We start from the raw sequence: 25,911 nt of genomic DNA on the forward strand, positions 1-25,911 counted from the left end.
TTGGTTAAAATAAAGCAATTAGATTTAATTATTTACATGAAGGAATACATAGCAATGAAAGCACCTGGTTTACTTGAGATGCTAAACACCATAACGAGAGCGAAGACAGGAAAGAATGCTTTAGAATTATTTCTTTCAAGTCCAACGACACTATATAAGATACTTTCAGAACACTATATGAGCCCTGAAGCTGCTTTATTCGCAATGGCTAACTTGTTTATAAGACCGCTTGTATTGAAGCTTGGGAAACTGGAGCTTGAGGATGCTCTCCTCAAGGCCGCGACCGAGGATGATAATAAGTTCAAGGAGATGCTTAAGTCTCTGGGGGTTGAGATAAAAGACTAGATCGTGTAATCACATGAGATGTCTTGAATACTAGAAGTATTAAACATTAAGTGTTGTAGACGTAGTTTTCTCGTAGATATTTTTTCTCCCTAGCTTATATCTTCAAGAAACCCACTGTACTTATGTGTCTTCAAGTCTTCTTCGCTGCCAGGTTTTTTGAACACATATAGCTTCTCATGGTAGATCAGGAGGAAATCTCTTTTCTTAAGCTTCCTCCAAACTTCCCTGGTTGTCTTCATTTTATGCTGTATCTTTATGATCTCTTCTTTTAGTATGAAGCCTTGTTTCAAGAACACTCTTAGAACATAATGGGATATTGGGACATAGTGTCTGCGAATCCTCGTATCACCTATAAGTACGGCACAGTATCTTCCTGGCTTCAAAACACGGTATGCTTCTCTTGCTACATCACTCATCCACGATAGGTATTCTTCTAGTTTCCTGGTCTTCGAGAGATCTCCTTCAACTTTCTTAGTATACCTTATAATATTGAAATAAGGAGGGTGGGTTGCTATGAGATCTATTGACTCATCCTCTATTTCTTCAAGGTTACGTGCATCACCGTGATATAGTTTCGTCCAGGTTGACAACACGTTTCTAGACCACTCGTTGTCGGGATTGTTCTTGGCGTATTCCTCGAGGTAGTAGAGTCTATGGTGAGAGAGCATTATGGCGGCATAGTTTATATCGATGCCAATACAGTTTCGCCCGAGGAGACGTGCTTCAATACATGTTGTCCCGCTTCCAACCATCTGGTCTAGAACTACTTCACCGGGATTACTATACATTTGTATTAGTGCACGTGGTATTTGTGGAGCCCAGTTGCCTCTATAGTCTCCTTTGTGTGTAGCCCAAGAGCCCCTCTTAGGGAAACTCCATACAGTAGTATCAGTGGGCTGGTCCTCGTCTTCATCAGGTTCAAGCCTATCTATGGTAATGGGCTTTAATGGAACAACCTGGTCTTCAATAACAATACTGTCGTGCTCACGAATATAATCGAGGTATTCTTCCCTAGTAACAAGCCTCAAGGATCTATTCCACCATAAGACAAGCCTGCTTAGATGATACCCGGGTATTAGCTGGATATTACACTGTCTCCCATATTTTAACTATCCCATTTAAATACTACCATATAGGTAAGCCGCCCCAGCCTATAGTATACATGTACCAAAGGGATGATAGTATTGTCTGCTGATGCACGAGCACTCTTCCTACTAGCAATGATTATGGCGAGCTCACTTGGCTCCATAGTCCCTATCATAGTCAGGATAGTAAATACTATTGAGGAACTAGCGAAGAGTGCTGAAGAGAAACACGTGCTCGAGAGACTTCTTGAGGCGACAATAGAGTACTTTAAGAACGTTGCCGTAATCCTATGGGACTGGCTCTCTTCAGTAAACACTACGTCCGTAGAGGACAATGATACCGGGATAGACATTAACATAACAAGTATCGTAGGGAGGGAGCTCATAGAGTTAATCAACAAGACGATCTCTGAGCAAACAATTGAATCACCTTTTGGTTTGGGAGAAAAACAAATTGTTGTAGAGCCCCCGTATAGGGATGAGCTTGACGGGAACAGTACAGTAGTCATTGAACCCTATAATAAAGGTTCGTTGGTTCCCGCTCCACGATAGGATTAGTGGATGCTTTTCTGTATACCAAATAGCTTGATTGTTTTTAGATCCGTTTCCTCTTTTATAGAAGAGCACGTATAAAACTAATATTGTAGCCAAAGGTCTCTGGGTGGACTCCCTATTGGGTTTCCTAGAGAAGCTTAAGGAGAAGATCAAGCCGAGGTTTCTTGTTGTCAACGAGGTTTTGGTAAGAGATGTTTTCGGCGAGCCTGATAGAGTACTCGAGGTTCTCCGGAAGAAACTTGTTGACGAAGGTGCTAGAGTGGATTTTGACCGGGAAAAGAATACTCTCATGGTCAAGCATGGTAAATTGAAAGCCTATAACCCAAGTGATTACAAGAAACATGTTGTCGTGAAAGCCGAGAAAGAAGGACTCAGAACGGTGCTGAAGGTATTTATTGATGTCAGGAAGTACGTCTATACATGGCTTCTCCTAGACTTCATAGTCTTGGCTATAGGAGGCTACATAGCTTATTCTGGTTTCGTTGCAACACTATACTTGTTCGATATATTCAAGGGATTGCCGTTGACCCCCCTAGCAGAATACATTATAGATGTTGTGGGGACAAGTTTTCTCTTAGACATGATATTGTTCATGAGCGGTCTAATGATCTTATTCGCTATACTAGACTTGTACCCCACGTTGAATGCTCTAAAGTTTAGCCATAACTGGATGTGGGATCTTATTGATAGCGTTAAAGAAGAAATTGAGGGCAAAACCAAGCCGGACAAAGATAGTAAACAGGAAACACCCGCCGGCTAGTCGACAACACTATACCCCATGTCAGCTAGCTGCTTCTTTATGGACTCAACTATCTTGGGCCCGAAACCAGGTAGTCTAACCAGGACACGGCTGGGTGTCTTGGCTAGTTTCTCGAGACTATTAATCCCTGCCCTGATCAGCGTTCTTGCTCTAACACGTCCTATACCCTCTAGTTTAATCAATTCTAGAGCGTCTTCACGTACACCATACTCTAGTCTAATCGATAACTTCTCTAGAGCCATCGAGGCTTCACCAAGCCCAGCCACCCTGGCTATCCTGGAGAGACCCGAGGCTATCCATGCCGCTGTGTCTCTAGCCGAGTAGATATCACCTGGGCCGACACCGTATCTCTGGCTTATAGTGTCCTCGCTTGCTTCATTGATCCAGTCATAAAGCATGCGTGCATGAACATATGCTTGGAGCCAATAAACATAATCAGCCTCGTCGTCGGGCGGGACAGGTATTAGCTCGCGTGAAGCCTGTTCCCAAGCCTCCTCTTCAAACTTATCCATAACCGAGGCGGTAATGTAGGGTCTGCTCCTCAAATAATCGGGCGTACTAGCTATAATGTGGAGTAGTCTTAGCACACCAGGCTTGTCCTGCCCCTTCATTTTCTCCAGGAACTCATAGCCTGTTAACGGGTCGAGGTATGTATGTGTTATAATCCTGCCTATTTCTGTTGGCAACAACATATTGCTCCTACGCTCGATCATACCCCACTCCCATAGGTCCTCCACAATCCTCTCTATTTTCGCCTCAAGATACCTCTTACTCCTGAACTGGTGGTAGAACAACGTGTTCTCCATAACCCTGAGCAGAGCATCGAGACTAGGCGCCTCGCCGCCAGCAATAAGCGCTAGGACATGTATCCTCAGAGCTCTCTCGCTGGCAAGCTTGCTTTCCACGGGCTCGAGACGGCCATAAACATACTTCTTGAAGCCCTCTTCCCTCTTGCCAGCATCAATTATAATCGCCTCGCCATAGGGATCGTATTTTGGTCTACCAGCGCGTCCAGCCATCTGCTTGTACTCGAATACTGGTATATCCCGGTTCCTACGGCTACTAGGGTCGTATCTCTTGATGGAAACTATTACACGTCGTGCCGGCAAGTTGACGCCAGCTGCGAGTGTTGGTGTGGCGAAAACAGCTTTTATTAATCGTTCACGGAAAGCTTCCTCGACTATACGGCGAGCAGCCATACTAAGCCCTGCATGGTGGTAAGCCACGCCGTGCATGATGAGATTGCCTAGTTTCTCAGCCTCCATACGGCTGGGAGACTCCTGTTTCAGCTTCTCAACATACTCTCCGAGACGCTTCTTGTCGAGAGTGTGCTCGAGGAGGTTCATGTGGTTCACTAGCTCGGCTGCATAGTTTTCTGTCCTCTTCCTGTTATGGATGAAGACTAGTACCTGGTACCCGTTTGTAATACTCTGGAGTACCACGCTCAGTATGTTATTTGATAGCCTATGGACAATCTTCTCGACACGCCCATCACTAAAGAATATTGCCTTGGCTTTCCTGTCATAAACACCCTCAACAAGCTTGACTGGCCTCCAGTCAATGTTAACGAGCTCTGCTCCAAGCCACCGTGATAACTCTAGGGAGTTGCCTATGGTTGCCGATAATCCTATCAACTGCACGTTGTCCATCATTTTTATCCTAGCGATAATCATTTCGAGAACAGGGCCCCGCTCTCCATCACTAACCATGTGGAGCTCGTCGATAACAACAACACCGACTCTCCTGAGCCACCATGGCTTGAGTCTGAGGAGTGAATCGAATCTCTCGTAGGTAGCTACAACAATATTGTATCTACCAAGGTATTCACCGGGAGACTCGTAGTCGCCAGTCGATATACCTATTTTCGCGCCAATACTCTCCCAAACCTTGAACTCCTCGTATTTCTCGCTTGCAAGAGCCTTCAGTGGAGTCAAGTAAACACCCATCTTGCCTTCAAGAAAAGCCTTGACAAGCGCTAGCTCCGCTATAAGCGTCTTACCACTAGCGGTTGGCGATGAGACAAGAATATTCTTGCCACTAAACAACCCTGCCTCAATAGCTTTCTCCTGGACGGGGTTGAACTCGTTTATACCACGCTTCCTAAGAATCTCTACAACATCCACAGGGAACCCATAGTCGACAAGCCTGTCTACTTTCAACACAACTAACCTTACACCCTCTTTTCCCACAAACCCCTATACAGTAATAACCCACTATATAAAACAACGAAGTTTTCAGCAAAACCATTACCTAGAACAAGGGCGGTATGATGCCGTATAAAGCCAGGTAATATATAGCCATTGTGTACAAGAAGGCGAAACCAAGATCTATAACGAGCTCCTTGACCCCATAACCGCCTACACGCAAAGCCGCTACATGCATAAGCAGGAAGCCGAGGACATTAGTAAACAAGTATGCTCCAACAAACAATAGTGGAAACAAATCACGGCCAAAAAATAGCGTGAGAATACTAGCGATAACATAGGATAAAGGTATGTTGACTACAGCATCATTCCACCACGACAAAGGCGATAGTATATAACCTATGGTGAACAATACTCCACGTACACCCTTTTCCTTATAGTTCATTGCACGATACTTGTTAATGTACTCTCTTATCTTTTCGCGAAACATTGTTTATTCAACACCGTGTACCTATACCAAGGTTTTCCTTAAACTTATTCTTCCTTCTTTCCACTAACTCTGGCTCTAGCCACTATATAGTACAGGAGTGCTGTAAGCGCTATTATTGCTAGCATGATTACTGTCATGACTTGTGGGTTAGTTAAGTCTATGGTGAACGGGGGCGCTAATACTGTTTCCATAGTGGTGGTTGTAGTGGTCGTGTTCTCTTCTAGGCCGAGCACTATCTTCCTGCTATACGTGCTTGTTTTACCCATTATATCCACGGCTTTAATGAGAAGCTCGTGTTCGCCTTCTCCTATGTTGAGTACCATTGAGCCCTGGCTTGGTATAGTAATGTTGGTGGAGTCTATGGTTAGACTTGCATTAGCGACAATTGTGTCGTCAATAATACTCCATTTAATGTATACAGCTGTGTCATTAATTTCCTTTACAGCAAACATGATCAATGGTTTTACCTTATCAACGTTTATACGGATAGGTATTCCCGTAAGAGTTCTATTAACTTGGTTGTACACTATAAGCCAATATGACTCACCACTAGTACTGATATTCAAGACAATACGATCCCTGTTCTCGAGAGGATCAATCCATGTACTATAGACGCTATTCCCTTCGTCATCAATTAAAACTATTTCAGTCATGTGGTTAATCCAGCTAGTATCTAGAACCAATGTTATGTTACTAGCACTTGCATCGACGATAAAGCTGAGTCCTCTACTGTAATCACTGGTTATGATGAAACAGTTTTTCCTCGTGAAATTATTGAGTACAAGCATTTCATCAAATATGCTTTTAGCCAAATATTCGTTGACAAGTATGAGGAAGAACTCGTCATAACCAAGATCTTGCTCGTCGACAATATAGTAGTCTAGCATATAGGAGTACATTTCCAGTCCAGTGGTGTTAAGTTCTAGTATAAACTGGTTGAAAGGAGTTATCAAGAGTGTTCCCCTATTAGCGAGAGTTACAGCAACATACTTTATCCCATAGCCGTGTAGAACAACTGTCTTCACAGGTATTATACCCGATAAAATGTATTCACTTATTCTTGGCGACGTAATTACTATTGGACGCATCGTATAGGATAGTATGTCGTTGATCATTACACTATAATAGAGTGATTCAGCGTACACATTGCTGTATAGTATGAGCACAAGCTCTAGATCACTTGTATCGTTGTTGACTTCTATCACGAAAATATTGCTGAAACTCTTGATTTCACCACTATAAATAATCTTGTTGCTAGACGTGCTCCGTATGAAGTACTTCAATATATAATCTGGCTCGCCTTTAACTGAAATATAGATCTTGGTTTTATTGTCCTCGTTCACCTTGTATACAAGGTCTATACTAGGCTTATCGACAACAGGGCGCCCTATAACGGAGTAAATGTAGTATGGAGGTAAGGGGTATCCGTCGGTGAAACGGAGTAATACAAGGGTTTTGTTACCGGGATAATACTTGTCGATATAGTAGGGCCCCTGACTTATAACTAAGTGGCCGTGCTCGCTAAACCATTTCTTTAGAGCATTTACTCTCTCCTCCCATTCATCAATAGTCATATAGGCTGTCTTGTTTATCGTTATGTAAACACCTACATCTCTACTGAAGTCAATAGTCTCCAGGCTTTCGAGGAGTTCTTCTGCTTGTGTTTTATTTAATAAGTTGAGTAGAATATATTTAGGTGAACCATGAATTCCTATAACATACTTCTTGTAATCAATAGCTAGCTTCTTTACACCAGCATATACTTCTATTGGTGAGGCGAATAGTGAAATAGTCGTTAATACATAGTATGTTTTCTCTAGATCGTATACGCAACACTGTCTTATGTATAGTATAACTTTGTTGTTCTTAGTATCAAAAACAATGCCTTTTATGCGTTCGACCATTATGTTAATAAGGATCCAATCAATTTTATCGCTACTATAGTATTTTTCTAAAGACGGGTCTAGAGATAATCCGTAGACTATTTTATAGCTTATATCAGTAATGTATGCAAAAGAAGCTATTACATCGGCCCACGTGATCTTTATTCCATGGTGCCACTTGCTACCAATAATATTACTTAAATCGATTTCTATAATCACCTCTGCAGTAGCATTAGGTTCTTTCTCTCTAACATAAACCCATTTCTGAGACCAGGGATCCCATATGACAGCGTTTGGTGGTACGGTAAAGTAGTTGTTTCCTGTAGCAGTCTTCACATGAATTGTTGCTCTATAGGGGACTCTTTCGCCAGTAAACGGGTTCACTATAATCAATGGATCATATACAGCTGTCCATGTTTTCCCGTAGGTGAAAATATTAAATGTATAACCATATTCTCTTACATCAGGATATCCTATTTTCACATAGGTTCTGTTCGAGACAAAAACTGTTCTATAGGTAACAGGCATACTGGCAACGTAGTTCCAGTCGATACCCGAGTTGACAACGTTTCTAAGCGGATTCAAGAAAGAAGTAGCATAGGGTACTACGTTGTATTCGACAACCGTTGTCACTCTTATGGACTCACTTAATGTTAAGTCCAAGCCCCTCCTCAAGTATTCTAGAATAGTTTCTTCATCAGCACACTCCCGCTCCACCCAAACCTTGAACAAGAAGTCTATAGTATCAAGCACTGTTTTGTTCCTATATACCCAGTATCTAGTATCATAGAAGTCGCCGCCCCAAACAGGGACTGGACCGCTGCCCGGAATGTATGTTGCATATGTATGGAGGGCTATGAGGGGAGCATCTTTACTTATGCCAATGTTCTTCCATTTCTCGATAGCTAAATGCCATTTATGCGCTATAGCAAAAGTGTTAATTAATATCTCAAAGTAGCTCCTATAGTTTTCTACATACGTCTTATTTACGGTAAACCCGAGATCCTCTAGTACTTCACTAATATATTCTCCAACAACTAGTCTCGCTTTATCGTACGTGGGTATAACAGCGTTTAATATGACGGGTTTTCCTTCATAGTACCATTTCCCATCAACATACTCGGCTCCGATACTGGTTAGCTTGTCGTATATTATCTTGAAGGCTTTTCTGTAATCGTATCTATCTATACCGTACTTCACTATTATATCGACGACACTAGGATACCATAGGTCGTGGCGAGTTATTATGGTGTATTCTTTAGACGCAAGAATATTGTTTTCCCGGAGAAGCTCTTCCAAGAGAGTCCTATTAATAGCATTGTTTATCGCGCGTCTTATCTCCCTGAAGGCAAAAGGATTAATGCCGCGGCCAGGATATGCTCCAAGCTCAATATACGTCCTCACAACACCATTGCTATCCCTGTATGCTTTTATGAAAGATATTGCTTCGCTACTTATGTTCAAGACCTTGGCTGCTTCTTCACGTGTATAATTGCCCTTGAGTGAAACCATGCGTATGGGTGCTGGATTGAATAATACATCGATAACCGCTAAAGGCGCATTGATTCCAGTAATGGTGGTCATGAACCCCTTATATCTTGTTATATTCTTGACTCCTTTCAGGTAAATCTCCGAGGAGACAGGGTGTCCATACAAGTCTATAGTACCATTAGCAAGAGCTTTTACCGACTCATTCTCAGGCACTTCCTTAATGACGATTTTCTTTGAATAACCAATATATTCACGAAAGCCATCAAACAAGACTTCTTCTTGGCCATGCTTTAAACACGTTGCAGGAATAGATGATGCAACCACAAGAAGCATAAATACTATAGCGATGATTCTGGTCTTAAACACTCCCGTAAACCACCCAGGTAAAATGTTTATGCTAAATAGTATTTATTGATAACTTGTACATAGTATTAATACTTTTTAGTTAAATAAATAGACATAAGCTTTTCTGTTAAGGTATTTACGCTATCTCTTAAACATATCTTAATTCCTTCGCAAACCCAATTACTTAAAACTTATAGTTTTGAAGTACTCGCCTGGAGGGATAGTGATGCTCTGGAGAGCTTTCTTGTTTCCAAGGTATAGGTTGGTGTCTCTTCCCACTCCTCTTGAGAAGACCGTGCGTTTAGGAAAGGAGCTTGGCATTGATCTTTATGTTAAACGCGATGATGTAATGGAGCTTGCTCTCGGCGGTAACAAGGTTAGGAAACTAGAGTTTATTCTTGGCGACGCATTGTCCAAGGGATGCGATGTCCTTGTGACAAGAGGTGCCTTCCATTCTAACCACGTGAGACTTACTGCTGCAGCAGCTAGGAAGGCTGGGCTTGACGTATACCTCGTGCTAACGCCGCCTGGGGAGCCCGTGTTCCAAGGGAATGTTCTCTTGGATAGATTGTTTGGAGCAAAAATACTTTATGCAAGTAGTTACGATGAAGCCGATGAGCTTATGGAGAAAATTGCTGGTGAACTAAGGAGTAGGGGCAAGAAACCATACGTTATCCCAGGCGGCGGAGCATCACCGCATGGAGTACTGGGTTATGTGACAGCTTCTCTCGAAATAATCCAGCAACTCCACGAGCTCGGCAGGAAGCCTGACTACATAGTTCATGCCACTGGTACTGGTGCCACACAAGCAGGCCTCATACTTGGACTAAAACTCCTAGGGCTAGATGACGTAGAGGTTATCGGTATTAGTGTTAGTAGGAAAGCTAGTGAAGTGAAGGAAAGGGTTTCCAAACTAGCCAGCGAGACTGCCAAGCTGTTGAAGGCTGACATATCTGTTGAGCCCGAGGATGTTACTGTGTTCGACGATTATGTTCTCGGTGGCTATGGTGTGACTCCAAGAGAGATAATCAAGTTCATAGTCACTATAGCTAGAAGAGAGGGGCTGTTACTCGACCCTGTTTACACCGGGAAGGCAATGTATGGTCTCGTAGACCTTGTGGAGAAAGGATACATAAAGAAGAACAGTACTGTTGTGTTCATACATACTGGTGGTACACCGATACTATTCCAGTTGAGCAGTGTGATCGAGGAGTATCTACGTACAGAAACGAGTTAAGTATTCCCCGAAACAATATAGCAGTCATTAAGGTAATGGAGTTGGGCTGAGCCGCTAGTTTATATTATTGGGTTGTGATAGTAGATTAGAGTATGGCTATATGAGTGTTGAGTAGTGTATTGTGGTGGTTGCGTGTATGGTGTACAGGATTTTGCTGGCTTTGAATCATAAGATCGAGGAGTATGATGTTAGGGCGTCTATTTATGGTGAAGACGGTAGGCTTGTTGATGAAAAGGAGTTCAAGGGGGTTAAGAGGGTTAGTATTGTTAACTCAAGAGTATACGTGTCAGCACAGTTGTCGTCAAACCCGTTTACATTGATTATAGAGACAGAGAAACCTAGTGTAAGGCTTAAGAACGAGAATATTCTTGTTGTTGGTGAGTAGCTTTTGAGCAGTAGTGGCTATAGGATTAGTGGTCTTGTTGTCGAGGAGAGTAGGAGTAGAAGCAAGAAACACTTGATCCGTAGACTAGTGCTTGTGTTGAAGAAGGATGGACGTGTAATTGATGTGGAGAAACACCGTGAGGTCATTGTCGGGGAAAAAGAGACCAAGCCAACGTATGCTCGTGGCTGGGCGAAGAACATAGATGTACTCCTAGAGCATGGCGACTATGTTATACAAGCAGTATTCATAAAGAACTTCCTCGGGAAAGTAAAGGGTGTAATCGAGGTCTATAACTACCACGGGGAGCTAGTGTACCGAGCAGTATACCGTGATGGAGAGCTTAGGAGAAGTATCGGCGACCCCGTGTACGCTTGGATCATAAGACTTGTCGCGGAGAGACTAAGGATCCCTGTCAAGAAAACCAGGCTTGGTGATGAGAAGAAGAGGTGATCCCCATGTCGGAGGAAGAGATAATCGAGATGGCCAAGAGGATGAGGCAAGCCTTCTCTAATGTCCAGTGTTTTGTTTTCGAGAAACAGGAACTACAGCTCGTTAGGAAGACGATAAATACCATAGGCTTGAGGGGTCTTGTTAGGCTAAGACTTGCTGACCCGAAGTATCCTTATCTATACATCGTGGAGCCCGATATAAGGGATTGTGAGAAAGATTGTGAGTCGAAAGCATTGAAGAAAATAGCTAATGGTGAGGTACGGGAGGAGCTCAAGAAGTACTTCTTGTCTAGCTTCATAAGACAATGTATAAACTACTGTATACACGAGAAAACAAAAAGTATACTCTCAATCATAGATAAATTCTTGGGTAAGGAGAAATGAGCCTTGTACCCCTGAGGGAAGAGATCAAGGAGTTTGATGAGTCTTCACGTAAACTACTGTTCTACGGGTACATAGTACGTGTTATAGGGGACTTGATAAGCTACATTGCAGGCATAGGCTACATCTTAACAGGTATAGGTTGGGCAAAATGCTATAGCAAGGTAAGTCGTAAAACAATATTCATATTAGCGGCAATACTAGGCTTGATTGGCGGCGCGACATCACTTTACCTAGTGGTCACGGGTATAAGTGCCTACACTTCAGTCATGGGCGGAACTGGTTTTACAGGGAATCTAACACTAAGTAAATTCAGAGACATGATAGTACTGACAGCCGATGCTCTATCATCAATGCAAGCCTATCTCAACTACACAATTCTGGGGCTCATGTTCCTTATTGACTCTCTCGCTATCTTCTACCTGATGAAAGAGTATAGAGAAGCATTCAACGTGTTCTCATGGATACTATTATTCCTAGCTGGCGTACTCTTATTAATGATGCTTGCCATAGTGCCGCATACCTACAACCAGTTAATGCAGCTTGCAAACAGGATCGACTCCTACATACAAGAATACGGAGATCAACCAATAACTCCTGAGTCGATGTATTTCTTCAGTGAATACTTTTCGATACTAATGCCTGTAATAGCGATGCAAGTCATTGGCGTAATATTAAGGATTATAGGACACATATTAGTGATCCTAGGTTTCAATAGAATACCAAAGATTATAGAGAGAATGAAGATACTGAGCGAAGCCATGAAGAGAGAAGAAGGGACAACGTCTACGGAGGGTACCATTTAACACTGATCTTGTAGTTTGGAAACACTTTTTTAACAACACCTACTATCACATCTTTCACCTCACTAGCCTCATCTCTCGAGTACTTGTAAAGCCTAATACTTGCTTCCTCGAAACCCGGGTACAAGTGGATACTTGCGATAATCTTCCCTTTGTATAATAGCCTATAGCTGTAGGCATGCCTACTAGCTTCTATATCATGTTTCTCGAGCAACATGTTGATCATATCTAGTTCGCGTGCACTAACCCATCTAAGGAGATTCTTTGGCAAAACCATGAGCTCACACCTATGTTTCCCACATCCTGTATTGTTGTACTAGATGTACTAGAGTATAAACGATTATTATCCCTCTTATACAAATAAACTAGAGGCTGGGAAAAAGGTGGGTGCCATGATCCCTCCTAGCATAGAAAAAGTACTTGGCAGCGCTAAGAAGAGTATTGACGTGTCGATCCCGGTGTTCAAGTACGGTGAGAGAATACCACCGAAATACACTTGTGAGGGAGAAGACGTCTCTCCACCAATAGAGATCAAGAACATCCCCGAGAATACTAAAGCACTAGCATTAATAATGTACGATCCTGATGCACCTATTGGAGTATTCTACCATTGGGGACTATACAATATACCGGTAGACAAGACTAGCCTGCCTGAAAACATACCCAAGACTCTTGAAACACCCTATGGTCTCCAGACAAGCAACGACTTTGGAACAATAGGCTATGGAGGACCATGCCCTCCCCCAGGACATGGCATCCATAGATACTTCTTCCTAGTAATAGCACTTAGCCACCCACTTGAAGCAGAACCTGGCATAAGTGTTAGGAGACTACCCGAGTACATTAAAGGGAAAGCACTAGCCTACGGGCTATACATGGGAACATATAGTAGATAAAACACTTGTCTACATAAAGTGAAAACTGTTGAACGCATAATTTTTTACAATGAACAAATTCTCCTTATACTCTACTTGTACTCCATGATCTTGAATCTAGGCGGCTCAATCCATTGGCTCTTACATCTCGGGCACTTACTTGGTTTACGTGGTTCACGCAAATCCTTGAAGACATACCCGCATTTCATACACCTCGGGGGTATCATGAACAATGACTCTCTCCCACGACTACTTCTCCAAACACTCTTAGCAATATGCTTCAAATGCTCATAAACAATTTTCTCCCCACCAATAGGGTTAAGGCCTAGCTCAGCCGCGATCTCTGCTGCAGACAACGGGGTCTTGCTTTCCCTCAAAATCCTCGCTATCTTTTCACGAACAGTCTCATCAAGAGACAATAGAGACCACCTAGGATGCCAGATATGTTATTCTACTTGATAGTCTAGGTAAATATGTGGTTGTGTCTAGACAATTATTTTAAATACTTATCCCAATAATTTATGGCACGAAAAATGGATTTAGCATATGGTGCAATGCCCATGTATGGGGATGAAGAGCTGTCAAGTATTTTGGATAAAAAGTTAGAGGAGATTCTTAAGCGCAGAAGCGTTAGTGTATGTTGTAGCAAGGTATATGAGGGAGTCATCGAGATCACTGGTATTAAGGAGCTTGAAGAAGCTATTAATACTTGTAGAACTGTCTTCGTGAACTTCTACTCGATCACATGCCCTTACTGCGAGATGTTCCATCCAATATTCAGTGAAGTTGCTAAGAAATTCATTGGCAAGGCCTTGTTTGCACGTGTAAATGTATCGTATAATCCGGAGCTAGCCTACATCTACAACATCATGGCTACGCCGACAACACTAGTCTTCATAGACGGTAAACCCGTGTTGAGCATACCGGGCTATGTGCCATATGATGTATTCCTGAATATTGTCGAGAAGGCCTTGAGGAGGACGAATTGTCTAAACTGACTCTATAGCCTTGCTTACTGTTTTCCCTGTTCACCACTAAGCTCTAGTTGTGCCTTCTTGATCTTGTCTAGTAGAGCCTTTATGTCAACAGGTTCAAGCCCCTTATCGGTGATCTGGAATGGTACCCAGCCTATATTGTGTTTCGTCGACCTGAGTTTCAGTATCCTTACTCTCCTCAGCGGCAAACCTATCTCCTCGAACCTTGGGTCGAAATCCATTACAACAACACCATCTGCAAGATAATATGTCAGAGACTCCATTTGCTCGAAACCAGGTATCCCCGTATGGAGCACCGTCATTACTAGTACATTGTATTTCCTCGACAACCTCTTGATCGACTTAATAAACGAGATCGTGATCGAGGGGTCTAGTGAGAGAATTATCTCGTTCAATGAGTCTATAGTCAGTAACGAGACATTGTCTGCACGGAGAAACTGTTCGAACCTCGACAACAAGACCTCAGGATTAAGTGTCTCGAGATCAACAACCATCAAGTCCTCAGGGATCTTAGTGCCCTCACCAAACCCGTTGATGACAATAATGTTCTTCATATAACTCCTAGCACGCTCAACAATATGCCCGACAACATCCATAGGATCATTATCAAGAGTTGTTACAATAACTTTCTCGTTTAAGAGAACCCGGGCAGTAATAATCCATTTCAACACAAAAGACTTCCCAACACCAACAGGACCACTAATCACAATAAAGCTATTACGTGGAAACCCCTTTTCAATAAGACTATCAAGCAATGGAAGACCAAAAACAGTCCTCACGAACAACACCCTCCCACACTAACTAATTCGAACAACCTACTACATAAACAACATTCTGTTTCCTAGACAAGAAATCCTAAGTCTTTCCCGAGAACAAGACTCTGGCTACCATGTCTCTGTACCCCTTGTCTTTAAAAACAATATGACTCAATATATTCCATAAATTCATCGTGTTCTAGGAAATATTTTGAACAGAATATGGCGGTGTAGCTTGAGTCATAGTATGGGTGTGCCGGAGAGAGTCCAACAAGGAGGATTTCTCCAAACCGAGTTTTGATGACTCTACTTTTTATGAATCTCTTGACTTCATAACTAATACCGGTTTCATCAAGTATTCTAATCAAATCCTTCAAGCAATCATCAAGAACTCTTTTAACGCGTATTTTACAATCGAATTTAAGTAGTCCATAAAGACAAAGCAACCCCTCAATCGTGAAGAGATAAAACCAGACAATACAGAGAAACAAGAGAACCCAGAAGCCAGGATGATTCCATCCTGAACGAGTCCAACCAAGAATTAAAAGATAAATAAATACAGCAAGAGGAATAGACAAAACACCGTGTATAAAAGTCCTTATAATCAGCGAGTACACAGCTCTCCGTCTACGGTCTGTACAAGTCTCCTTAAGACGGTTCATCGCTGTCCCCCAAAGAATCCGTGTACACCACTACCAAGGCATCTATCTTGGTTATTTAAGTTATATTCAGTTATTGTGTTTCTGAGGAAGATTTACTATTTGCGGATCTACTATATCATTATGTAGGTCATGTTTTTAATGCCCTAAAAGTATTCTATTGCAGTTAGCTAGAGAGAAAAGGGTGCTGTAATATGGCTGAGGAGTTGCCAGAGGAGTTGAAGCTAAAGATCATGAAGAAGCTTATGAAGAAGGTTGCCGAGGAGTCTATGAAGCAAAACCAGCAGCAAAGCCAGATGCTCGACCCTGAGAAGCTTGTTTGGAGTAAAGTCAGCGATGATAGGGCTGCTGAGTTACTCGAGAAAACAAAGAATCTATATCCAGAAGCATACCAAGGTGTGATCAGGGTGCTTGCGTACCTCATCCAAACGGGTAGTATCAGTGAACTCGATGGGTACACTGTGTACGCTATACTACAGAGACTCGGGATACCAGTTAAACCCGATTTAAGAATACGTTTCGTGAAACACGGCAAAGAAGTTGACTTCAAGGAGTATGTTGAAGACTAGGTTTGATAGACCATTATTTTAGGTGTTTGTTTAACGCAATTTATTCTGCCACAATATTAGAATACTAATTATGGTACTGGATTTCATAAACGGTTATTTAAATGCTATTACTGGTTATAGTTATAGATTGCAAGTATTTAAAAGAGTTTTTAAGATTATACTAGCATATCTATGATTATACATAGGATTATACACAAATTTCATAGGGGTACGTCATGAGAGGTAAGGGAGCATTAGGTGTTGTTGCAGGTAAACTTATAGTCTATGGAATCCTGTTGACACTAATACTAGCATTAATTGACTACTTCTTTACAGGCATACTACCTTTACTAGAAGGTGTTTGGGAGAGCCTCGAAATCATTAGTGAGTATAAGAGCTACATTATGGTAATTGTTATCCTGGTATCTGGCTGGCTTATCATCAACTCTATTTCGAATACGCTATATCAGTTATTTGAACAAGTTTATGGGAGACAAGGTGCTGGTGCTGTCCGTAGTGTCGTTAAAATACTTGGTATCGGAGCATTACTAGCCAGCATAGCTGGATGGATCGCAGGCGGCGTTGCTGGTGTTGCTTTAGGAGGTTTCATAGGTATTGTCGTAGGCTTTGCTACACAACAAGTTCTTGGACAAGCAATAGCTGGTTTATTCATTCTATTAGCTAGACCATATAGAATTGGAGATATTATTGATCTTGAGAAAGAGAAAGAAAGCAATGTAGAAGTAGTTGATATCACTACCTTATTTACTATTCTTAAGCGCGCAAACGGAGATATTGTTCTAGTACCTAACAACAATATTATTAATCAGAAAATTGTTATACACAAGAAAAACAAGTAATTGAGTTCACTTCATCTATATGTCTTGATGTCTTATGTAGTACTGGTAGTTATTGATAATAAAAACCGGTATTTTCAATGATTACCGCTTATTTTACTTATTAGAGAGAACTATCACTATATAGACACTGTAGAAGGGTGATCGATATGGTTTGGCCTAGTTATGTAGAGGTTGGGAAGAGGATTAGGCTTAACCGTATTCTCCGTGGTGGCAGAGCTGTTGTGTTTGCTTTCGATCACGGCGTGGAGCATGGGCCAAGTGATTTTCCTCCCGAGCACATTGACCCACGTGTTATCATCGGCAAGGTTGTTGAGGCTGGTGTCGATGCTATTATGATGCTCCCAGGTATGGCCAGGATAACATGGGATATATGGGGTAATAAGACGAGCATCATAGTGAAGATTACTAGTAAGACCAATCTCCGTCCGAAGGACGAGAGGCTTCTCCAGTCTACTTTCGGTCTAGTAGAGGAAGCAGTTGCCTTGGGCGCTGATGCTGTTGCGGCAACAGTCTATTGGGGTAGCCCGTTTGAGGATGTTATGTTGGAGAGATGGTTTGCTATACGTAGTGCCGCTGAGTCCTATGGTCTTCCATGTCTACAACTAGCTTATCCTAGGGGTCCAGCTATTGAGAACATGTATGACGTGGAGATCGTTAGGTATGGTGCACGTGCAGCAGCAGAATCCGGGGCAGATCTCATCAAGACATACTATACTGGTAGTCTTGAGACGTTCAGCGAGGTAGTCAAGGCTGCCAGTGGAGTACCAGTATTGATGAGCGGCGGGCCTAGAAGGGAGAGGGAGATAGATTTCCTACGCGATGTATGGAACGTTATACAAGCTGGTGGACGCGGTGTTGTAGTTGGGAGAAATGTTTTCCAGCACAAGAACCCACAGGGAATGATCAAGGCTATCATGGCTATTGTACATGAGGACAAAGAGCCTGAGGAAGCAATCAAGCTAATTAGATAAAGCTTCTTTTTCAAATAACTCTTTTTCTCGTGAAGAAACAAGCAAGGTGGTTGCAGTGGTGAAAGACTATGACGTAGTCACCATAGGTCACGCGCTAATCGATATAAGGTTTATTGTTGAACACTTTGCTAAGCCTGATGAAGAAAGCCCTATATTGAGTCAGGCGCGTGGAGTAGGTGGTTCTGCAGCCAACGTTGCAATCGATGTGTCGAGACTAGGTGGTAGAGCCGGTATTATTGTCAAGCTTGGGCTAGACAGCTTCGGTAGAATGATTGTTGACGAGTTGATGAGAGAAGGAGTTGATGTCTCTGGTGTCAGGGTTTGTATAGATGAAACAGGGTTTACTATAGTAATCATAAATGGCGACGGAAAAATCATAATGTATGGGTTCAAGGGCGCGTCCGAGAAGCTTGAGCCCTATGATGTCGACGAGAGATTCATTGCTAGAGCCAAGTATCTCCACATAGCTAGCCTGAGACTAGACACATCATTGAGAGCAGCTGAGCTCGCGAAAAAGAGTGATACAAGAGTCTCTTGGGACCCTGGGCGCGTGCTTGCTAGGAGGGGTATAGACTATTTCAAGAAACTACTAGAGAACACCGATATAGTCCTAGTCAACAGGCTTGAAGCAAAGCATCTAACAGGTCTAGACGACTACAGGGAAGCTGCCAGAAGAATCATAGAGTATGGCCCAAGTCTTGTCGTGGTGAAGAAGGGTGCTGAGGGAATCTACGCCTACACCAGTGATGGCAATGAGTACGAGCTACCAGCATTTCATGTAGACAAAGTAGTCGATACAACAGGTGCTGGAGACGCTTTCGCTGCGGGACTACTACTCGGGTTAAGCAGAGGATATAGCTTGAAGAAAGCTCTAGTCTATGGAAACGCTGTAGCAGCCCTAAAGGTAACCAGGCTTGGAAGCCACAATGTACCCGGACACAGCGAAGTAGTCCAGTACATATGGGAGCATGGTCTATGGTAGTAAAAGAATTATTCGTTATTAAATAGTGTTTTTCTCGATACATTCCTTAAACATACTGTCCTTAACTTCAACAGATTCAATACCCTTAATAGACTTGATCATATACTCTCCATCTTTACCTGGGTAAACTTCTATAGTCAAGTCGCACCACAAGTAGTAGGCTCTTGGAGGTCTTATAGTCTCTACTGGTGAAACGAATACCCTTATCCCGATAGTACCTAGTCTCCGTAGAACATTCAGAATATACGGGACATGAATATCAATAGCTTCTTCACCATAGACTTGAACAAACTTCTCCAAACCATGAATAACCACTATTCCAACATCTTTACTAACAACAATCTCTCTTTCAAACGTTAAAAGATCTTCTCCAGAGGAGAGACCGGGATCCAAACGATATATAAGGAGTTTATCGCCCAATGCCTTCTTTTCTTCGAGAACATGCTCACGTATAAACTCTGAAGACTCTTTATATAAGTCATCTATTTTGACAAGAGTTCTTGTGGTAAAGCTTATGAGAGCACAGTTGTATCCCTGAAGAGCTACGCTTTTCTCAATAAGTTTCTGAACGTATTTGATAAAGTTTCTAGCACCAGAGACCGGTCCCTTAAAGTGAATAAGGATCTGGGTTCCAGGAAGCAGTCTCGAACCAAAAATCTTTCTTGCTGCTGAACATTCCACTTCTACGGGTTTTCTTCTTGTCAGAATTTTTTCAGCTATTCTATTGCTTACATAACTAAGGATTTTGATACCAGTGTTTGTGAAACCTATAAATAACTTATATACATTTACTGTTTTACCCCTAAACTTTTTCACAACTAATTTTCGTACAATACTTTTTTCTCCATAGATAGATGCAGAAAGTTCTATAACGATATCAGCGATATATTCGAGAAGTTTCACGTCCTCGTCATAATAGCTAAGAGTATCAGCAATAAGGACTAGTAGCAGGTCTTCCTGTTTGAATACTTGGTACAATGCCGTATGCAGGAAAGATCTTTTCATACCATAGTCTCTAAGGATTTTCACTAGAGGAGTGATGCTGTCAATAATAACTATTTTAGCTCCGCCAATGACTCTCTCCATTATACTCTTTGACAAGAAGTCTACAATAGATGTATCGTTTATCATAGGCAGGCTTATGATATTTATCAGTTTTTTATTAATAAGCTCTTTTAGATCTAAACCAATGCTCTCAGCTACTTTCAACAGTTTTCCAGCATCTTCATTAGTCAATATGTACAATACCTTGTCTCCCTGAAGAGCATTAGCCGTCGCCAATTGTAGAGAGAAAGCTGTTTTACCAGTACCGGGTAACCCCTCTATTAAGATGACATACCCGCCTGGAACAGGTCCGTAAAGTTCGTCTAGTTCCTGGATTCCCCATGAAAATGACTTTGGCATACTGCTACACCCCTATGAGATACTGACCAAATCCCGTCCCGCTATGTCCCCATATTTATTATCACACGACACCGTTTTATAGGGTTGTTCCAACCACATATAAACTGCAGTGGCTTATTTAAGTATTCATTGTAAATCTTAATTATGTTATGGGGGAGTGTAATGTCTCAACTACTAGTTCCTGTAGACGTGATCATAGACTCTAGGGAGGCTAGCAAGCATCCAGAGATCCCGAGAGAACTACGTAAACGAGGACTCTCGGTATCAATCCAGGCTCTTGAAGCTGGTGATTTCTATCTCCTTGCCGCCCCAGGTAAAAAGCCTCTTCTAGTTGAGAGAAAAACTGTGAGTGATCTACTCAATAGTATCCGGGATAACAGGATTTGGGAGCAAACAAAGCTACTTAAGGAAGCCGCCGAGAAAGATGGTGTACAGCCAATGATTATTATTGAGGGATGGATGGGTATTGTGGAGAAGTATAGGCAATGGCGGATCCAGAGCGTGTTACGTGTAATAGATACCATTATTCTCGAGTACAAAGTCCCCGTTCTCCATACACCCAACATCAAGGCTACTATAGAGTGGATTGCAGCGAAAGCAAAGAGCCTAGGCAGAACCAATGAGAAGAAAATAGTGAGGATGAGAACCGAGAAAAAGCCGATGACTCTACACGAGAAAATACTCTATGTAGCAGAAGGACTCGTTGGACCAACATTGGCGAGGAAACTACTCAAGCACTTTAAGACACTAAAAGCAGTAGCCAATGCAAGCATTGCAGAGCTGACGAGAGTGGAAGGCATTGGAGAAAAACGTGCAACAGAAATCTACGCGATATTCAACACACCATGGAGAGAACCAGGCAGTAAAGAGGATACGTCAAAGAAGAACTAATGCTATGCATTTCTATTACGAAAACATATACACTAGGCAATGTTGTTAAGACATGCACTAACGTCTTCTCCATCCCTAATAGCTGTGTAGAAACACCAGGCCTTACTCCGTCTAGGGGGATCCAATGCTATATGCTCCCATCCTACCACTCTACCGTCGCTATCGATCACTACTGCTTCCCAAGTACTATCTACACCTTCTTTAAGCATCTTGATTTCCGTTGAGAGACCTAGTTTATTTGCTTCAACCATACTTAACCCAATTCTCGTAACATGGAGTAACCCGATCCTCTCGTATATTGTTGGAATAACTCCTCTTACACTCTGCTCACCGTCATCCCTACCCGTGATTGCTTTAGCCGCTAAACGCGCATAATGGGCTGCAACAAAGCCGAGAGGCCTATAGATCTGTTTACCGGTCACATAGTCTCTACTCAATGCACAGTCTCCAACAGCATAAACGTCTTTTACCGTTGTCCTCCCCCATTCATCAACAACTAATGCCCCCTTTAGAGTCTCTAGCCCCGCGTCCCTTAGGAACTCTGTATTCGGTCTAACACCAGTAGCTACGACAACAGCATCAGCTGACATGAAGACACCGTTTCCAAGGAGTACTCCTCTTATCCTGTGTTCTCCCAGTATCTTCTTGGCTGCTACCCCTAGGAAGAGCTTTACACCATTCCTAGACAAGTATTCCTCGATAGGCTTGACTAACGGGTAATCGATTAACTGTGGGAGAACATGCTGCATGATCTCGACAACCGCGACTCTATGCCCCAGCCGGTTCAACGCCATAGCTGCTGTGAGACCAACAAGCCCTGCTCCAATGACTACTACCTTGCTGTGCCGTGGCAGTGTTCTAAGAGCCTTCAAGTCGCCTAGGCCATGGAAACTGTATACACCCTTCAGACTAGACCCTGGTATTGGTGGTTTGAAGGGTTTGCCTCCAGACGCTATGACTAGATTATCATAAGCCTCCTTGACTGTGCCATTACCGGTATCAATATTGACTACGTGATCTATAGTGTCAACACTTGTCACGCGCCCCTTGATCACTCTGACGCCTGCTTCTTCGAGAATCTCTGAAACACCAAGATAGATACTCTCAAGTGGCGCCGAGCTCCCTAATACTTCTGCAAGCCTATGCCGAGTATACGTTGGCCATTCATCAGCCACTATGGTTATACGATTGGCTGGCACTCCTTCGCGGAGGAGATTGAGAGCAGTATATGCCCCGCCTATACCACCGCCAATGATCAAGATACGTGACTCAGTATCTCCACAATGTTCACCTATCGTACCCATAGTCATACCTCCTTGACTTTATGTTTCTCAACAATATCAAGCAGCGTCTTGACCACACGTTTCTCTCTAACGAGGTGCCTGCCAACGGGTGTTTTCACGAAAACTAATGCACCTTTACTACATGCTTTAACGCACTCTGGGTCACCACCACATAGATCACATTTAATTAATGAGCCATTGCTAGCCTCGATTATTGCGCCAAAGGGGCATACTGCCAAGCATGCCTTACAGCTAGTACAAAGAGATCTATCAAGAACAACCGCACCAGTAGACTCATCGATTCTTATTGCATTAAACTCGCATACCTCAGCACAAGGTGCTGGATGGCAGTGTCTGCACACAACTACATTAACTCTGATGCCCCCTTCTGTTCGAATTCTTATGGCAGACAAACTATAGTCAAGAATACCTGTTTTCGCGAGAGAACAAGCATAAACACAGTCGCCACAAGCATCGCACTTGTCCTCAATTACTTCAAGTATATACTTTACCGTATTAACCACCCGCCAATACTTCGCTTGAATAATCATGATCGACTGAGGATATACAATAATAAAAAGAAAAGAAAATGACGACTATAGTGGAAAGACACGCCATTATATGTTTAGCTTCTTTCTCTCTTCCCATATCTTGTAGATTGTTTTCACAGCTTCTTCTGCTTCTGATGTTTTATCGCTCCGTGGCTCAAGCGTTATCCTGCTGTATACGTCGTATACTGTGCTAGCAACTTTTGACTCCTTGAGTTTTCTTAAGACAATATTCTCGGGTCCATATATGATTGCGTCGTGTGGGCATACTTTGACGCACTCTGGGTCGCCGCCGCATAGATCGCACTTGATGGGCATTCCATCCTTGTTTAGAGTTATTGCGCCGAACGGGCATGCGTATACACATTCTTTGCATCCAATGCATTTATTGTAGTCTATTAGGTAGGCACCGATTTTCTCGTCGTAACGTATAGCGTTTACCGGGCATACTCTGGCGCATGGAGCGTCTTTGCATTGTAGACAGAAGACTGGTATTGATACTGGTTTCTCCGGTCCTGTTATGATCGTTATTCTCGATAGGGTTGTCGTGAAGACTTTTTCGTGTACTAGAGAGCAAGCGAGTTCACAGAGGTGGCAGCCGGTACATTTCTCGTAGTTTACGGCGAGAATGTACCTGACCATATGTATCACCTCCCGCTCGGGTACTTGTCTAGAGGCCAGAGCTTTGGTCCATCCCATTCGGGGAACTCTTTTCCTTCTATTTCGTCGGCGACAAAGCCTATGCCTAGTCTCTCTAGGGTTTCTCTCTTCGGATACGCTGTCTCTGGATCACATCCTCTTCTCTTCAGATACTCTTCGACCATCTGCCAATGCTTCCTTAGTTCTTCTTGTCCCTGTGGAGTATTCTTTATCTCTGGAGGTAATGGTACTGCGTAGTGTTTCTTCTTAATACCCTGCTTTATGTTGAAAGCCATCTCAATCAAGTAGATCCTGTCCGCGATCTCTTCTATGTCCTTCTCGGTGAACTTTATGCCAGTAGCCGCTGTAAGGAGTCTTGCGACACCTCCCCATAATGGGTACTTCCAGACGAGTGGTACTGCTTGTGGCCACGAGTTTATGGAGCCTTTACATCTCCCTATCGAGTCAGCGATAACGCATGCACGCTCACTAACTATCAGTGCTCCAACAGGATCCTTCCTATAGTCAGGCAGACCGTTCTCGAGAAGCTTTAGTGGGAGCTCGGGATCCATGTTTCTGTCGTTCTCCCAGTAAGCCCAGGACCTGCCTCTCAAGTGGTCGGCTCCTCTAGTCGATGTAGCGTGTGCTAGCGTGAAGATCCCGTTCATGAAGTCTACGTGGTACCAGCCTCTACTCAAGCCCTTTACGTCGTAGCAGTACTCCAATGCTTTCTCGCCTATTAGTTTAGCAAAGTTCCTGTATCCTTCAGCTAGCTTATTGCCGAACCCTTCCCTGTAGGCGATCATACGTATGAGCTCTATCTGTGTCTCGGCATCACCCCATTTAAGTGGTATACCGCCTGTATCCTCGTCAGTGATGATTCCTTTCTCGTAAAGGAACTTTGCTAGTGCTAGTGTATCGCCGAGTGTTATAACATCCATTCCATACTCGTCGGCCATGTGCTCCATTTTTAGCACTGCTTCTGGGTCGAGGATACAGTTGTTTAATCCCAGCGCGTATATGGATTCGAACTCGCTGGAGACACCGTACTCGCCTGTACTCGGTATCTTGTATACATCCTTACATGCTATAGGGCAGCTGAAGCATTGTGTTCTCCCAACCTCGTACCTTGCCAGGGATTGTGGGCTAAGCTCCTTTGGCAGCTCGTCGGGCCCAAGGTATTTCTCAAAGTACTTCCATCCAGGATACCAGTTCAGGAGACCGTAGTGTGTTCCTATGGTTGAGTATACTTTCTTCACGAACTCGTTTTTCTTGAAGTACTCTTCATCCTCCTTGGCAAGCTCATAGAATGTCTCTGGATCAGCTACCTCAACACCCTTGGTGCCTCTAACAGCTATTGCCTTAAGGTTCTTTGAACCCCATACTGCTCCAGTGCCCCTAGCTGCAGAATGATACTTGTCAACCATTGTCGTTGCAAACCTAACCAAGTGCTCGCCCGCTGGACCAATCCCTGCAACCGCTATATCGTCCCCATGCTCGTCGCGGAGCGCATCAACCATCTCGCTTGTAGTCATACCCCATAGGCTTGATGCATCTCTTATCTCAACGTTATCGTCCTCGATCCATATGTACTTCGGCTTGCTCGCCCTCCCAACTACCACGATCTGGTCGTATCCTGCATGCTTTAGTATTGCGGAGAAGTCGCCACCAGCATTACCGTCTCCAAGGATTCCCGAGAGCGGTGAGAGAGCACTTACATGCAGCCTACTAGTCATTGGAAGCACTGTACCGGCTAAGACGCCGTTGGCGAGACACAGAACGTTCTCGGGCCCCAGGGGATCTATGCCCGGCTTCACCATTTTGAATAGCATGTAGGAGTTAAGCCCTCTACCCCCTAGGAAGGTTTTCGCGATAGCGGGATCAAGAGGTTTCTTAATGATCTTTTCTCTGCTTAAGTCCACAATAAGAACTGTTCCTCCCCAGCCATAGACTTTCTCGCCCAAAACTAGCCACCCAATCCCTACAGTCTTTCCCGGAAACTAGGGTGTTAAGGCTCAACAGTTTTGAATTTTACCCATCTCGTCAAACAATATTATTGGACCCTACTGTAGTGTCTAAAAGAATCACTCTAGGTACATAGGATCTGCATACAGAATAGTCAATAGAGTAGCATTACTGTCCTAGTAT

At 43.1% G+C, this 25,911-nt stretch carries 28 protein-coding genes; 15 read left to right on the forward strand and 13 right to left on the reverse strand.

What is annotated here, in order from left to right:
- The gene (locus J4526_07850; protein ID WFO74975.1) at positions 1-345 is read left to right on the forward strand and encodes a hypothetical protein; all 345 of its coding nucleotides are present in this window, start codon (positions 1-3) and stop codon (positions 343-345) included.
- Between the two features lie 89 nt (positions 346-434).
- Here the strand turns inward: J4526_07850 and J4526_07855 are convergent, their stop codons facing one another.
- Complete coding sequence (locus J4526_07855; protein WFO74976.1) at positions 435-1,373, reverse strand: methyltransferase domain-containing protein; 939 nt, start codon at positions 1,371-1,373, stop codon at positions 435-437.
- Between the two features lie 156 nt (positions 1,374-1,529).
- On the opposite strand from J4526_07855, the gene J4526_07860 reads away from it, so the two are divergent.
- Both J4526_07860 and J4526_07865 read left to right on the forward strand, forming a co-directional pair.
- Positions 1,530-1,982, forward strand: a complete 453-nt coding sequence (locus J4526_07860; GenBank protein WFO74977.1) for a hypothetical protein — start codon at positions 1,530-1,532, stop codon at positions 1,980-1,982.
- 121 nt (positions 1,983-2,103) lie between these two features.
- The gene (locus J4526_07865) at positions 2,104-2,745 is read left to right on the forward strand and encodes a hypothetical protein (GenBank protein WFO74978.1); all 642 of its coding nucleotides are present in this window, start codon (positions 2,104-2,106) and stop codon (positions 2,743-2,745) included.
- Here J4526_07865 and J4526_07870 read toward each other — a convergent pair.
- From J4526_07870 to J4526_07880, 3 genes are all read right to left on the reverse strand, one after another.
- Positions 2,742-4,904, reverse strand: a complete 2,163-nt coding sequence (locus tag J4526_07870; GenBank protein ID WFO76381.1) for a DEAD/DEAH box helicase — start codon at positions 4,902-4,904, stop codon at positions 2,742-2,744. The genes J4526_07865 and J4526_07870 overlap by 4 nt on opposite strands.
- Positions 4,905-4,995: 91 nt before the next feature.
- Entirely contained in the window at positions 4,996-5,379 is a 384-nt protein-coding gene (locus tag J4526_07875; GenBank protein ID WFO74979.1) for a hypothetical protein, read from the reverse strand.
- A 44-nt stretch (positions 5,380-5,423) separates the two neighbouring features.
- Positions 5,424-9,119: a hypothetical protein gene (locus tag J4526_07880; GenBank protein WFO74980.1), complete on the reverse strand. Its 3,696-nt coding sequence runs from the start codon at positions 9,117-9,119 to the stop codon at positions 5,424-5,426.
- 244 nt (positions 9,120-9,363) lie between these two features.
- On the opposite strand from J4526_07880, the gene J4526_07885 reads away from it, so the two are divergent.
- The 5 genes from J4526_07885 to J4526_07905 all read left to right on the forward strand — a co-directional run bounded on the left by J4526_07885 (position 9,364) and on the right by J4526_07905 (position 12,356).
- Positions 9,364-10,335: a D-cysteine desulfhydrase family protein gene (locus J4526_07885; GenBank protein ID WFO74981.1), complete on the forward strand. Its 972-nt coding sequence runs from the start codon at positions 9,364-9,366 to the stop codon at positions 10,333-10,335.
- A 136-nt stretch (positions 10,336-10,471) separates the two neighbouring features.
- On the forward strand, positions 10,472-10,720 hold the full coding sequence (locus J4526_07890) for a hypothetical protein (protein ID WFO74982.1): 249 nt from the start codon (positions 10,472-10,474) through the stop codon (positions 10,718-10,720).
- A 3-nt stretch (positions 10,721-10,723) separates the two neighbouring features.
- Positions 10,724-11,170, forward strand: coding sequence for a hypothetical protein (locus tag J4526_07895; protein ID WFO74983.1), 447 nt, complete (start codon positions 10,724-10,726; stop codon positions 11,168-11,170).
- A gap of 5 nt (positions 11,171-11,175) precedes the next feature.
- On the forward strand, positions 11,176-11,553 hold the full coding sequence (locus J4526_07900) for a hypothetical protein (protein WFO74984.1): 378 nt from the start codon (positions 11,176-11,178) through the stop codon (positions 11,551-11,553).
- Positions 11,550-12,356, forward strand: a complete 807-nt coding sequence (locus J4526_07905; protein ID WFO74985.1) for a hypothetical protein — start codon at positions 11,550-11,552, stop codon at positions 12,354-12,356. Before J4526_07900 ends, J4526_07905 begins: the two co-directional genes overlap by 4 nt.
- On the opposite strand, the gene J4526_07910 is transcribed toward J4526_07905, so the two are convergent.
- Positions 12,337-12,630, reverse strand: a complete 294-nt coding sequence (locus J4526_07910; protein WFO74986.1) for a hypothetical protein — start codon at positions 12,628-12,630, stop codon at positions 12,337-12,339. The two genes, J4526_07905 and J4526_07910, sit on opposite strands and share 20 nt — an antisense overlap.
- A 115-nt stretch (positions 12,631-12,745) precedes the next feature.
- Here J4526_07910 and J4526_07915 point away from each other — a divergent pair, with 115 nt between their 5' ends.
- The gene (locus J4526_07915) at positions 12,746-13,249 is read left to right on the forward strand and encodes a YbhB/YbcL family Raf kinase inhibitor-like protein (GenBank protein WFO74987.1); all 504 of its coding nucleotides are present in this window, start codon (positions 12,746-12,748) and stop codon (positions 13,247-13,249) included.
- Between the two features lie 71 nt (positions 13,250-13,320).
- Here J4526_07915 and J4526_07920 read toward each other — a convergent pair whose 3' ends face one another.
- Positions 13,321-13,647, reverse strand: coding sequence for a transcriptional regulator (locus J4526_07920; protein ID WFO74988.1), 327 nt, complete (start codon positions 13,645-13,647; stop codon positions 13,321-13,323).
- A gap of 141 nt (positions 13,648-13,788) precedes the next feature.
- On the opposite strand from J4526_07920, the gene J4526_07925 reads away from it, so the two are divergent.
- Positions 13,789-14,226, forward strand: a complete 438-nt coding sequence (locus J4526_07925; GenBank protein ID WFO74989.1) for a thioredoxin family protein — start codon at positions 13,789-13,791, stop codon at positions 14,224-14,226.
- Between the two features lie 14 nt (positions 14,227-14,240).
- On the opposite strand, the gene J4526_07930 is transcribed toward J4526_07925, so the two are convergent.
- Positions 14,241-15,002 carry a hypothetical protein gene (locus J4526_07930; GenBank protein ID WFO74990.1) on the reverse strand — a complete coding sequence of 254 codons (762 nt, stop codon included), beginning with the start codon at positions 15,000-15,002 and terminating at the stop codon, positions 14,241-14,243.
- 131 nt (positions 15,003-15,133) lie between these two features.
- Complete coding sequence (locus tag J4526_07935) at positions 15,134-15,640, reverse strand: hypothetical protein (protein WFO74991.1); 507 nt, start codon at positions 15,638-15,640, stop codon at positions 15,134-15,136.
- Positions 15,641-15,831: 191 nt separating this feature from the next.
- Here J4526_07935 and J4526_07940 point away from each other — a divergent pair, with 191 nt between their 5' ends.
- From J4526_07940 to J4526_07955, 4 genes are all read left to right on the forward strand, one after another.
- On the forward strand, positions 15,832-16,206 hold the full coding sequence (locus tag J4526_07940) for a hypothetical protein (protein WFO74992.1): 375 nt from the start codon (positions 15,832-15,834) through the stop codon (positions 16,204-16,206).
- Positions 16,207-16,421: 215 nt separating this feature from the next.
- Positions 16,422-17,045 (forward strand): mechanosensitive ion channel, encoded by a 624-nt coding sequence (locus J4526_07945; protein WFO74993.1) that lies wholly within the window; start codon positions 16,422-16,424, stop codon positions 17,043-17,045.
- 146 nt (positions 17,046-17,191) lie between these two features.
- A complete protein-coding gene (locus J4526_07950) occupies positions 17,192-18,016 on the forward strand; it encodes a class I fructose-bisphosphate aldolase family protein (GenBank protein ID WFO74994.1) in 825 nt (274 codons plus the stop codon).
- A 55-nt stretch (positions 18,017-18,071) separates the two neighbouring features.
- Complete coding sequence (locus tag J4526_07955) at positions 18,072-18,998, forward strand: carbohydrate kinase family protein (protein ID WFO74995.1); 927 nt, start codon at positions 18,072-18,074, stop codon at positions 18,996-18,998.
- Between the two features lie 18 nt (positions 18,999-19,016).
- Here the strand turns inward: J4526_07955 and J4526_07960 are convergent, their stop codons facing one another.
- Positions 19,017-20,402, reverse strand: coding sequence for a hypothetical protein (locus J4526_07960; GenBank protein ID WFO74996.1), 1,386 nt, complete (start codon positions 20,400-20,402; stop codon positions 19,017-19,019).
- Positions 20,403-20,564: 162 nt separating this feature from the next.
- Here J4526_07960 and J4526_07965 point away from each other — a divergent pair, with 162 nt between their 5' ends.
- Positions 20,565-21,293 (forward strand): hypothetical protein, encoded by a 729-nt coding sequence (locus J4526_07965; protein ID WFO74997.1) that lies wholly within the window; start codon positions 20,565-20,567, stop codon positions 21,291-21,293.
- A 32-nt stretch (positions 21,294-21,325) separates the two neighbouring features.
- Here the strand turns inward: J4526_07965 and J4526_07970 are convergent, their stop codons facing one another.
- The 4 genes from J4526_07970 to J4526_07985 form a co-directional block, all read right to left on the reverse strand.
- Positions 21,326-22,597, reverse strand: a complete 1,272-nt coding sequence (locus tag J4526_07970; GenBank protein WFO74998.1) for an FAD-dependent oxidoreductase — start codon at positions 22,595-22,597, stop codon at positions 21,326-21,328.
- Positions 22,598-22,599: 2 nt separating this feature from the next.
- Positions 22,600-23,127: a 4Fe-4S dicluster domain-containing protein gene (locus J4526_07975; protein ID WFO74999.1), complete on the reverse strand. Its 528-nt coding sequence runs from the start codon at positions 23,125-23,127 to the stop codon at positions 22,600-22,602.
- A gap of 66 nt (positions 23,128-23,193) precedes the next feature.
- Entirely contained in the window at positions 23,194-23,766 is a 573-nt protein-coding gene (locus J4526_07980; protein ID WFO75000.1) for a 4Fe-4S dicluster domain-containing protein, read from the reverse strand.
- 5 nt (positions 23,767-23,771) lie between these two features.
- Positions 23,772-25,727, reverse strand: coding sequence for an aldehyde ferredoxin oxidoreductase family protein (locus J4526_07985; protein WFO75001.1), 1,956 nt, complete (start codon positions 25,725-25,727; stop codon positions 23,772-23,774).
- Positions 25,728-25,911: the final 184 nt, after the last annotated feature.

This window comes from Desulfurococcaceae archaeon MEX13E-LK6-19, from assembly GCA_029637525.1.
GTDB lineage: Archaea > Thermoproteota > Thermoprotei_A > Sulfolobales > Desulfurococcaceae > MEX13ELK6-19.

Coding starts and splice junctions, on each gene's coding strand:
- J4526_07940 (WFO74992.1), top strand. CDS start 15,832: ATGGCTGAGGAGTTGCCAGAGGAGTTGAAGCTAAAGATCATGAAGAAG.
- J4526_07950 (WFO74994.1), top strand. CDS start 17,192: ATGGTTTGGCCTAGTTATGTAGAGGTTGGGAAGAGGATTAGGCTTAAC.
- J4526_07875 (WFO74979.1), bottom strand. CDS start 5,379: ATGTTTCGCGAAAAGATAAGAGAGTACATTAACAAGTATCGTGCAATG.
- J4526_07905 (WFO74985.1), top strand. CDS start 11,550: ATGAGCCTTGTACCCCTGAGGGAAGAGATCAAGGAGTTTGATGAGTCT.
- J4526_07960 (WFO74996.1), bottom strand. CDS start 20,402: ATGCCAAAGTCATTTTCATGGGGAATCCAGGAACTAGACGAACTTTAC.
- J4526_07965 (WFO74997.1), top strand. CDS start 20,565: ATGTCTCAACTACTAGTTCCTGTAGACGTGATCATAGACTCTAGGGAG.
- J4526_07970 (WFO74998.1), bottom strand. CDS start 22,597: ATGGGTACGATAGGTGAACATTGTGGAGATACTGAGTCACGTATCTTG.
- J4526_07910 (WFO74986.1), bottom strand. CDS start 12,630: ATGGTTTTGCCAAAGAATCTCCTTAGATGGGTTAGTGCACGCGAACTA.
- J4526_07935 (WFO74991.1), bottom strand. CDS start 15,640: ATGAACCGTCTTAAGGAGACTTGTACAGACCGTAGACGGAGAGCTGTG.
- J4526_07975 (WFO74999.1), bottom strand. CDS start 23,127: ATGATTATTCAAGCGAAGTATTGGCGGGTGGTTAATACGGTAAAGTAT.
- J4526_07945 (WFO74993.1), top strand. CDS start 16,422: ATGAGAGGTAAGGGAGCATTAGGTGTTGTTGCAGGTAAACTTATAGTC.
- J4526_07980 (WFO75000.1), bottom strand. CDS start 23,766: ATGGTCAGGTACATTCTCGCCGTAAACTACGAGAAATGTACCGGCTGC.
- J4526_07925 (WFO74989.1), top strand. CDS start 13,789: ATGTATGGGGATGAAGAGCTGTCAAGTATTTTGGATAAAAAGTTAGAG.
- J4526_07900 (WFO74984.1), top strand. CDS start 11,176: ATGTCGGAGGAAGAGATAATCGAGATGGCCAAGAGGATGAGGCAAGCC.
- J4526_07915 (WFO74987.1), top strand. CDS start 12,746: ATGATCCCTCCTAGCATAGAAAAAGTACTTGGCAGCGCTAAGAAGAGT.
- J4526_07890 (WFO74982.1), top strand. CDS start 10,472: ATGGTGTACAGGATTTTGCTGGCTTTGAATCATAAGATCGAGGAGTAT.